Source organism: Spiroplasma sp. ChiS (assembly GCF_002968355.1).
Classification (GTDB): domain Bacteria; phylum Bacillota_I; class Bacilli_A; order Mycoplasmatales; family Mycoplasmataceae; genus Spiroplasma; species Spiroplasma citri.
In genome coordinates this window covers 1-9836 of the sequence record NZ_PUUH01000243.1, presented here as the reverse complement: position 1 = coordinate 9836, position 9836 = coordinate 1, and the positions used below count along the sequence as shown (strand labels likewise).

The following is a 9836-nucleotide window of genomic DNA, read 5'->3' as shown; positions in this document are numbered from 1 at the left end:
GTTATTAATAAATATCTTTTTTCCATAATTTAATTCCTCCTATTTTTTTTACCTAATGCTCAATGTTCATCAGTAATTTCATTGTGTGTAAGGATATATTTATTTTGTTTATCACATTTAAAGCAATAACCTCAATATCTTTTTTTAAGACAACTATTCTTTTTCATCTTTACCTCCTTATTATTAATTTTGGTAATTGTTGGTATATTAACTACAATGTTCTACAATTTGTAGTTTTTTGTATAGTTAAGACGCCATATAATTACATTTCTTCATCCGCACCATTTCAGGTCAAAGCGTTCAGTTTTTAAAATAAATTCACTCGCACCTTGAAGAACCTAATGCTAATCGCAAATTTATTTATAAAGTGACCATCTCTATTTTTATTGTGGTTTGATGTTGACCTCGCACTTATCACCACTATCGCAAGTTATTGCGTCTATTATTTCCATCTCTATTTTTATTGTGGTTTGATGTTGACCTCGCACTTATCACCACTATCGCAAGTTATTGCGTCTATTATTTCCAGACTGATTACTGTTGGGCTAGACCGCCAAAATATCTATTAAATTGTTAGATTGTTTTTCAAATAAAAAAACAACCCTTTAACAAGAGTTGTTTTGTCCTATTTCATCCTTTATTCTACACAAAAAATTGGTTTCACATATTATATGGGCCAAGTTACCGGTTGGAAATTAGATAATCTTATCTTATGATTGATAATAAATATTAATATTAAAAATGATATGAGTTTTAATCCTCATATCATTTTATTTTTATTAAATTACAATTTACATTATTTTAAAAATAATCCTTGCTAAATTTAATTAAATATGTTAAGTTTAATATCGTATATAATTTTAAAAATATTACTAATATTTTTAAAATAAATTACTTTAATTGTTTATTGTTTATAAAACATAGTCAATTAAAAACTAAAAAAGGAAGTAAATAAGATGGGAATTACTTCAAAAGCAAAAAATACGTTAAAAACAGTTTATAAATCACTTAAAAAGTCATTTAATTCATTTTTGAAAAAACTTGGTTTTAGTAATAAAGAAGCTTCAAAAGTTTCATCAGAATTTGTGAGTGCAATGAGTCAAACAATTGGCGAGCATCTTAAGGATGACCAATATCGTGAAGTTTTAAAAAAAATTATTACAAATGATAATGAACCAATTTATGAAAATTTGAAACCATTAAAACCACATTGTCCAGCACCGCCAATCCCAGGAAGCACAGAAAGTTATCGTGTGGAACCACGAGTAAAAAGTGATGCGATGCAAAATAAAATTCAAAGACCAAAAGAACAACCACCAGCACCACCAAGTATTTTGCAACAAGAAATTATGAAAATGAAAAATAATTTACGAAAAGTAGAAACAAAAAAACCACAATTAAATGGCATTAATGGGCAAGGAAAACCACTAATTGCACCAAAACCAAATTTAACAGATTTAAGTAAAGTACAAATAAAATCAATTAATGAGCAATTAAAAAATTTAGATAAACAACAAACAAATCAACATGAACAAGAAACTGAATTAGATAAATAAGGCTCAATAATAAATTGTTTAAAAACATAACTAAAAATGATATTAGTATTAATTCTAATATTATTTTATTTTGTTTTATTAATATGTTGTGAAAAACTTCAAATTTGTTCATTTCTACCATTAGTTTTAATTGCTTCAATATTTTTTATTGTAATTTTTTCAACAATTTCTAATGGGACTAGATTAGTAATAATAGTTCGAATAATATGTTCTGAAGCATAATCATTAATTAGTTCAGATACGGATAATGGTTTTGCTAACGGTAAGGGAATTACGACTTGACTACTAGTTATTGCATCTTTATCATTTTTGAATGATAAATATCTTTCTTTTGGAATTGTTTCAACAATTTCCTTGTTATTTTTCATAATTTTTAAGTTTTGATCATTATCATATTCATAATTTCATCAAGGTAATATTTTAGCATTAGCAAAAAAGAAATATTCATTTGAATTTTGTTTTTTTTTGAATTAAATAACAATTATCTTTAATGGTATAATTTTTTTGTAAGGTTTGGATTTTGACAATATTAGTTCCCGTAATACTGCCGTAATTTTCTAATGTATTTAATAATTGATTAATAGCGTTCATACTATTATCCTCATCAACGTAATGCTATTTACTAAATAAATTAGTCATACACTATGCTAATAATATACTATTTTTAAAAATTATTGTAGTATTTAACTAAATTTATTTCATAAAATTTTATTTTTAAGACATTTGTCTTTCTACAATAATTTACAACTTTTAACAAATATGCTAATATAAGTAATATTAATAGGAAGAGAAAGACTATGAAAAAAAATATTCTAACGATTTTAAGTGAGTACAAAAAACGACTGTTAAATGATAAATCAGTGGGAGACATTTTTTTAACCAAAATTAACACAAAAAGTAAAAATATTATTAATTTCTTAGATTTATTATTTTTATCAAACCAAAGTCCAAAAAAAGTTTGAAAAGATATTAATAAGAAAGAAAATCTTATTATTACTAAATTATCTGGAGAAACAATTAGGGAAATTTGTGGTTACGTTGGAGGAATTATTAATAAAAGTAAAAATGATGCAGAATTTGCTTCACACTTAAAGCAGCATGCATTCAATAAGTATCCCATTTTACATTATTCAAAAATTCTTGAATTTATTTTTACGTTGTTTGTTAAAAAAGATGGAAAAAAAGTTAGTGAAGAAAGCTTATTAAAATTAGAAAAAATCATTAGTGAAGAAACAACAAAAATTTTTAATAAATTTATTCGAATTTTACAAGATGCCAAATTATATTCCTTTGAAAGAAATATTAATCCATTATATATTGGTTGGCCATACATTGAAGGATTAACACAATCACAAAAAGTTTTTCGTGCGCCATTATTATTATGACCACTAAATGAACTTAGTCGTACAAAAACTAAAATTGTTTTAGCAACAAAACATGATGAAATTTTATTAAATTCAGCAATTCGTTTAAGTCAAATTAAAGATAGTAATTATAATGTGGCTGAATTTAGTTTTGATTCCTTAACTTTAACGGATGATATTTTTCAAAAAGCAATTACAGATTTAAAAACATTAGGATTTAAGGTTAAAAATGAAGATAAAATAAATAATTTATATAATTTAAATTACTATAAACAAAATGAACAATTATCTTCTAATATTGCTGATAACTTTGAGAAATATTTAGCCAATAATTATCAAGTTAATAATTTAGGGTTAGTATTTGATTGCTATCTTGGAATGTATAATATTTCATCAACAACGTTATATCGAGATTATTGTGATTTAGAGAAAGTTATTGATAATTCTGTTAGTCAAATTTTTCAAAATGAATATAATATTGAAGAGGATTGAGCGGAAAACCAACTACGGTATCAAGAAGAATTAAATGAAAGAACAGTAATGGCAATTAACAATTATGATATTTCCCAAAAAGTGGCCATTAAGAAAGCGTTAGAAAAAAATACGATTATTCAAGGTCCACCTGGAACTGGAAAATCACAAACAATTAGCAATTTAATTGTCAATAATTTATGCCGTGGGGAGCGAGTTTTGTTTTGTGCGGAAAAAAAAGATGCAATTAAAGTAGTTTATAATAATATGAAAAAAATTCAAAATTATTGTTTAATGATTACTAACTTAGAAGAAAAGGAGAGTTTTTATCAAAAAATTTTAGATAGTATTAATAATATTAATCAATTATATCCAGAAGTCGAAAGTGCAATGTATTTAAGCAAAATGGATCAGTTATTTGATAATATTAAGAAATATAAAATATTTGCACGTCAAGATGCTTATCAAGATTATTTACAATTTTTAAATAATGTTAAAAATCAGCCATTAACATTAGATTTTGAATTATTAAGTCAGTTTTATTATTTTGAATTAGAATATGATGATTATTCTCGTCATTGTCATTGAATTTATCAAAATACGATGATTGTTCAAAAATTTTTAGCCTTGTTTAATGATTTTCCCCATTTTGCAGAAATTTATCATCGTTTTCGTGTCAAAGAATTTAAAAAAATGTTAAAAAAAGCTAAAGGATTAAAACCACATAAATTTTTAGCATTAATATTTAATGTCTTAAAAAATAATATTGTTAGTTATACGATTAATAGTGTTGATGAGAATAAATTTAATTTATTTAAAATTGAAGAAACAACTTTAATTGAGGCATTAACAACGGAATTTAAAAATATTGATTATTTTGTTAATCGTTTAGAATTGATTGACCAAAATGATCGCTTGCGTCGTGAAGATAAAAATTATGAACTATATGCTTACTTAGGAACTGTTGTTAAAGTTGAAGCAGATTTGCCATTAATTTATCAACATTATTTTGTTCATTGCTATCAAACAGAACATGCTGAGTTATTAAAAGTTGGAACTTTAAATTGACTTAAAGAACTAACTAAATTAAGCAATCAATCAATGCTTAATACAACAGAATATTTAACTTATTTATACCATCAACAAATTCGGGATGTTATTAAAGCAAATTTTATTGAAACGTTACCTAAACTTATTGAAGAATGTCGAAAAAAAACAAAACGATCAATTACTTATTATTTTAAAAATAACTATGAATTAATTAAAGTTTTATTTCCCGTTATTATGGTAACTCCGGATATTGCATCCCAATTATTACCATTAAATCATCAAGAGTTTGACCAATTAATTTTTGATGAAGCATCACAAATTTTTGTGGAACGAGCAATTCCAATTATTTATCGTGCAGAACGAATTTTAGTTGCTGGGGATAAAAAACAATTAGAACCAACAAATTTCTTTTCATCACGGTTTGATTATGATGGGTGAGAACAAAACGAAGAATTGTTAGCCCTTGAAACAACCTTAACTGATAAGAGTTTACTTGACTTTGCTAGTAAACAATATAATTCTAGTATGTTACGATTTCATTACCGGTCAAAATATAGTGAGTTAATTAATTTTTCAAATGCTGCCTTTTATGATAATAATTTGATTATGATTTCAAATAAAACAAAAAAGGATTTTCCGTTAAAATTAATTGATGTTCCTGATGGGGTATGAAAAAACCGGGGTAATATTCCTGAAGCGAAACGAATTGTTGCTTTATTAAAAGAAATTATTACAACTCGAAAACAACAAGAAACAATTGGGGTTGTTACTTTTAACGAAGTACAAAAAAACTTAATTTGACAATATTTAACGGAAGAATTTGAAAAAACACCAGTGTTAGAACAAGAATTACATCGAGTGCATAATGGGCGGAATGAAGGCTTATTTGTGAAAAATCTTGAAAATATTCAAGGTGATGAACGCGATATTATTATTTTTTCAATTGGTTTTGCGCGGGACGAGAATAATAAATTTACGCAATTCTTTGGTCCTTTATCGCAAGCTGGTGGTGAGAACCGTTTAAATGTGGCAATTACTCGGGCAAAAGAAAAAATTTATATTGTTAAGTCATTTCCATCATCATTAATTTCAGAAGATTCAAAACATCCTGGCCCACGATACTTTAAATATTATTTAGAATATGTTGAGCAATTAAACCGCGGAAAAGATCAAAAAGACAAAGTATTAGCAAAGTTAACAACAGCAAAAAGTTATGCTCAAGAACAACAAGTTTCTAAAATTAATCGACAATTTACAGCAGAAGTTGCAGCTGCTTTAACAGCAGCCTTAAGTGGACATGAGCGTTATCAAATTGCAACATATACAGTGCAAGGAACTTATCAAATTGATGTTACGGTATATGATCAGAAAAAAGACCATTATGTATTAGGAATTATTTGTGATGATTTAACATATCCAATTGGTGTTGAACAAAAAGAATATGATTTTTATCGTCAAAAGTATTTAGTTGACCGCGGATGAAAAATTGAAGCAATTTTACATAGTAATTGGTTATTTAAAAATTACCAAGTAGATATTATTAATAGGATTGTACAAAAAATTATTGGTAAATAGGAGGCCTTATGAAATTTGATTTAACTAAAATTAAAAAAATGAAAAATCTTAAGGATTTAGAAATATATTTATTTAAAACATATTTACCAAAAAATGGTAATCGGATTATTAAAGCAGAGTTATTAAATTTAATTCATACGTATTTCTCAACTGTAACTTCTGAGCAAGCAAATCAATTTATTACGTTATTAAAAGATAATCGGGTTGTTTTTCTGCGCGGATATAATTATGTTGGTAATGAAACATTAGAATCATTTAGTCGTCAAGAGCAAGAAAAAGAAGAACCAGGAGAAATTGATCCTGCCGTATTACCGTCAACAAAAACAATTAAAAAATTAAGTTCTATTTCTGAACAAAAAGAAAAACCGCAACCAAAAGCAAAAGTAGTAACACCACGTAAAATAATTGATTTTAGTAGTTTATCTTTTCCAGACCGGTATCTTAATTTTATTCAGTTATTATATTCAATTAAAAATGAAAAAGAAAAACCAGTAATTGCTTTATATGATATTCCCGATTTAATCGTTAATAATACTTCGAACGAAGAAAAATATTTTAAGTTTAACAAACAACATAGTATGTCAAACGATGACGATAATTATATTGATCCAACTAAACGAAATATCATTTTAAAAGATGAACTTGAACCAACTGTAGAAGAACCTTCGGAATGAACAACTGTTAAACCAGAAAAGTTGACCTTTGATTTTTCTAATCCAACTAGTTCAGAAGCCATTTGACGAAAAATGAGTGTTAGTCAATATCGAAAATATTTTTTATCATATCATCAAATTATGCAATTTCAGTACCAAGGATTAAATAAGTTTTTTATTGATTATTTATTAGCTTTACCAATTAATGATAAATTAATTATGAATTATTATAGTAATGTAATTGTGAATAAAAAAATTTATCAATCTTTATATGATAATTATTTACGAAACCGGATTAAGTATGCTTTTTTAATTGATTATAATTTATTTTATGATGTTCCTTTAATTCAAAAAAACCTTGATAAATATCATAAAGAAGTTAAAACAGCTGCTGAAAAAATTATAATTAATTTATTTATGCAATTTTTAAGTTCAACTTTTAATGTTAATGAAAAAAAATTACAAATTAGTCCAGAAGTTATTAGTCAAATTAAAGCTTTTTACTGATCATTTAATCAAAAAATGCATTTATTTGAATTTAAAGATTATATTTTTTCAACAAACCCAAAATGAAAAGAAGAATATGCAATGAATTTTATTAATTTTTTTGAAGGCTATAAATTTACTTCAAATCAACAAGCAATTAATTTAATTATTGATCATTTGGAAAGTGATAAACTATTAGAATTATTAAAAGAAAATATTAATAAAATTAACTTTAAAAAGACAACAATTAATGATCATGTCTTATGATATGATGTTAAAACTAGTTGTCATTTATTAGACAATGAATTAACATATATTAAAGGAAACTTACTAAATAATATTCAAACTATTTTTGAAGAGATAATTAGTTAAAAAATTAGATATTAAAATTATGGATGGGTTTTAAAATCAATCCTATTTTTATATGTTATACTGAGAGTGTGATCTTAAAAAGAATGGAAGAAAACAAAGGATTACGTGAACTTTTATTATTAGAAAATGTTAAAGAAGATGAATTTTTTTCTTATAAGTATATTAATATTAAAAATAATACTACTTTTAATGAATTAGGTCCTTCTTTTGAGAAGATGAATTTTTTTCTTATAAGTATATCAAAAAATAAGCTAATTAATAAATTAAAAGAAACTAAAAATATTAATGATAAAATAATCTTGATTAACTAGATTAAGTAACACAACTGGAGAAACAAAAATTGACAAAATAAAAATAATTAAATATTATTAAATTATGTATTTAATAAATACATATAAATAAAATGAAAGGAGTAGTATTATGTCTATAAAAAAAATATTAAGTTTAATCGGAGCAACTGCTATAACAACTAGTGGGGTAGCACCTTTAATGGCAATGATGCAAAATCCTTGTTCTTCAAATAATACTATTATTAATAAAAATGCTAACATAAAATTTAAAACAAAAAATCAATGATGCAAAATCCTTGTTCTTCAAATAATACTATTATTAATAAAAATGCTAACATAAAATTTAAAACAAAAAATTTTTTTATTAATCCCAATAGTATTTTAGACGATAAAATATTATTTGACTGTGAATTAAATATTACAAAAGAATTAAATATTAATTCTTTAAACGAATTAAAAGAAAAAATTAATGGTTTTTATTTTAAAAATTTTAATATGTCTTTATCCGTTTTCGATAAAGAATTAAACCAAGATAAATATATAGTTAAGGCATTAAAACCTAATGGATATTATAATTATATTTCTCTTTCAGATAAAAACGAAAATAATTCTAATTTAAAATTTTATAAATATAACCCAAATGAAAATTATGAGGTAGAAATTATTTATAACTTAAATTTTATCAAAAAAAATGGTAATTTTTATTTGAAAATATTTTTTAGAGCGGAGGGTTATTCAAATAATAATAATTCAATTAAATTATTTATAAAACCAGAAAATATAATAACTTTTTTAAAAAAAGTTTAATTCTATAAATATTGATTTAAAAAACAACAAATTAATTGTTTTTTTATTTGTATTTTGTAATTGAAGTTTATGATAAATATTTTTAATTATACTTATCATTACTATATAAAGTAAATTGACAATATTGTTTCTTCGCAGGAAACTTTAAATATAAGTAAATGTTTTTTTATTTTTGTTTTAGAAAGGAAAACAAAAAATGAATGTAAATATAAATGCATACAATCGTTTAACGGGGGAAAATTTATATAAACCTTACATAAACCCTGATTGTTATATTAATCAAAAATATTATGTTAAAAAAGTATATTATGGTCCATATATTAAAACAGTTGTTTTACCGTTAGAGTGTATTAATAGTTTTGGAAAAGGAAATCCAACTGGGATTAAAAATACTGGGGAAAATGAAACTAAATTATTAAATAGTCGCGTTCGTTCACAAAGAAATTGTATTCAAAAAGCAATTCATAACTTTAATGGTTGTCAAAATTTAGGTTTTACGACTTTAACTTATGCAGAAGAAATTGTATTCAAAAAGCAATTCATAACTTTAATGGTTGTCAAAATTTAGGTTTTACGACTTTAACTTATGCAGAAAATATGCAAAATGTAAAACAGGCTAATCATCATTTTAAGTTACTTATTAAAAAAATAAAATATCATTTTTCTAAATATAAGAAAAATAAATATGAAAATTTAAAATATTTAGTTGCTTATGAGTATCAAAAACGCGGAGCAGTTTTTACCAGTTGAAACTGGTACAAATGAATTTGTTAGTAAGTATGTTGCTAAATATGTAGTAAAAGCATATAGTCAAGAAAAATCAAAAAATATTTATGACTTAAATATCAAAGCATATCGTTTTAGTGCAAATTGTACTGACCCAATTGTTAAAGTTGGTGTTATTGAAATGACAAAAGAAGAGTTAAAAATGGCGTTGTGTGGTGTAAAACATTTTTATATGTTTGCTGATAAACAAAAAAAGCATATGTTAGGTATTAGTATTGATAGTGATTGACATAGTGATTATTTTTGACAAATGGAAGAATATGTTCCATATGATAAAAAAATATTTCGGTTTTTTCATAAAATAGACATAGTGATTATTTTTGACAAATGGAAGAATATGTTCCATATGATAAAAAAATATTTCGGTTTTTTCATAAAATATCTGATTTAGATAGATACCGAATACGGAAAAAATACGATAAATAA

Annotated in this window: 11 protein-coding genes; 9 read left to right on the top strand and 2 right to left on the bottom strand. The window is 24.2% G+C overall.

Features of this window, described 5'->3' with window-relative positions:
• Positions 1-29: 29 nt before the first annotated feature.
• A complete protein-coding gene (locus tag C6B38_RS10245; protein WP_162475915.1) occupies positions 30-167 on the bottom strand; it encodes a hypothetical protein in 138 nt (45 codons plus the stop codon).
• A gap of 789 nt (positions 168-956) precedes the next feature.
• Between C6B38_RS10245 and C6B38_RS06225 the strand changes: the two genes are divergently transcribed.
• Positions 957-1556 carry a hypothetical protein gene (locus C6B38_RS06225; protein WP_105299013.1) on the top strand — a complete coding sequence of 200 codons (600 nt, stop codon included), beginning with the start codon at positions 957-959 and terminating at the stop codon, positions 1554-1556.
• A gap of 65 nt (positions 1557-1621) precedes the next feature.
• On the opposite strand, the gene C6B38_RS06220 is transcribed toward C6B38_RS06225, so the two are convergent.
• Positions 1622-1924 (bottom strand): hypothetical protein, encoded by a 303-nt coding sequence (locus C6B38_RS06220; RefSeq protein ID WP_105299012.1) that lies wholly within the window; start codon positions 1922-1924, stop codon positions 1622-1624.
• 429 nt (positions 1925-2353) lie between these two features.
• On the opposite strand from C6B38_RS06220, the gene C6B38_RS06215 reads away from it, so the two are divergent.
• From C6B38_RS06215 to C6B38_RS06185, 8 genes are all read left to right on the top strand, one after another.
• Positions 2354-6016, top strand: coding sequence for an AAA domain-containing protein (locus tag C6B38_RS06215; RefSeq protein ID WP_105299011.1), 3663 nt, complete (start codon positions 2354-2356; stop codon positions 6014-6016).
• A gap of 8 nt (positions 6017-6024) precedes the next feature.
• A complete protein-coding gene (locus C6B38_RS06210; protein ID WP_105299010.1) occupies positions 6025-7527 on the top strand; it encodes a hypothetical protein in 1503 nt (500 codons plus the stop codon).
• An 83-nt stretch (positions 7528-7610) separates the two neighbouring features.
• The gene (locus C6B38_RS06205; RefSeq protein ID WP_105299009.1) at positions 7611-7838 is read left to right on the top strand and encodes a hypothetical protein; all 228 of its coding nucleotides are present in this window, start codon (positions 7611-7613) and stop codon (positions 7836-7838) included.
• Between the two features lie 109 nt (positions 7839-7947).
• Positions 7948-8157, top strand: coding sequence for a hypothetical protein (locus C6B38_RS10240; RefSeq protein WP_105299008.1), 210 nt, complete (start codon positions 7948-7950; stop codon positions 8155-8157).
• Complete coding sequence (locus tag C6B38_RS06195) at positions 8100-8624, top strand: hypothetical protein (RefSeq protein WP_146693344.1); 525 nt, start codon at positions 8100-8102, stop codon at positions 8622-8624. Before C6B38_RS10240 ends, C6B38_RS06195 begins: the two co-directional genes overlap by 58 nt.
• 196 nt (positions 8625-8820) lie before the next feature.
• Positions 8821-9192, top strand: coding sequence for a hypothetical protein (locus C6B38_RS06190; protein ID WP_105299006.1), 372 nt, complete (start codon positions 8821-8823; stop codon positions 9190-9192).
• A 29-nt stretch (positions 9193-9221) separates the two neighbouring features.
• Entirely contained in the window at positions 9222-9398 is a 177-nt protein-coding gene (locus C6B38_RS12385; protein ID WP_443028755.1) for a hypothetical protein, read from the top strand.
• The gene (locus C6B38_RS06185; RefSeq protein ID WP_105299005.1) at positions 9337-9801 is read left to right on the top strand and encodes a hypothetical protein; all 465 of its coding nucleotides are present in this window, start codon (positions 9337-9339) and stop codon (positions 9799-9801) included. The genes C6B38_RS12385 and C6B38_RS06185 overlap by 62 nt, the downstream gene beginning before the upstream one ends.
• The last annotated feature ends 35 nt before the right edge of the window (positions 9802-9836 follow it).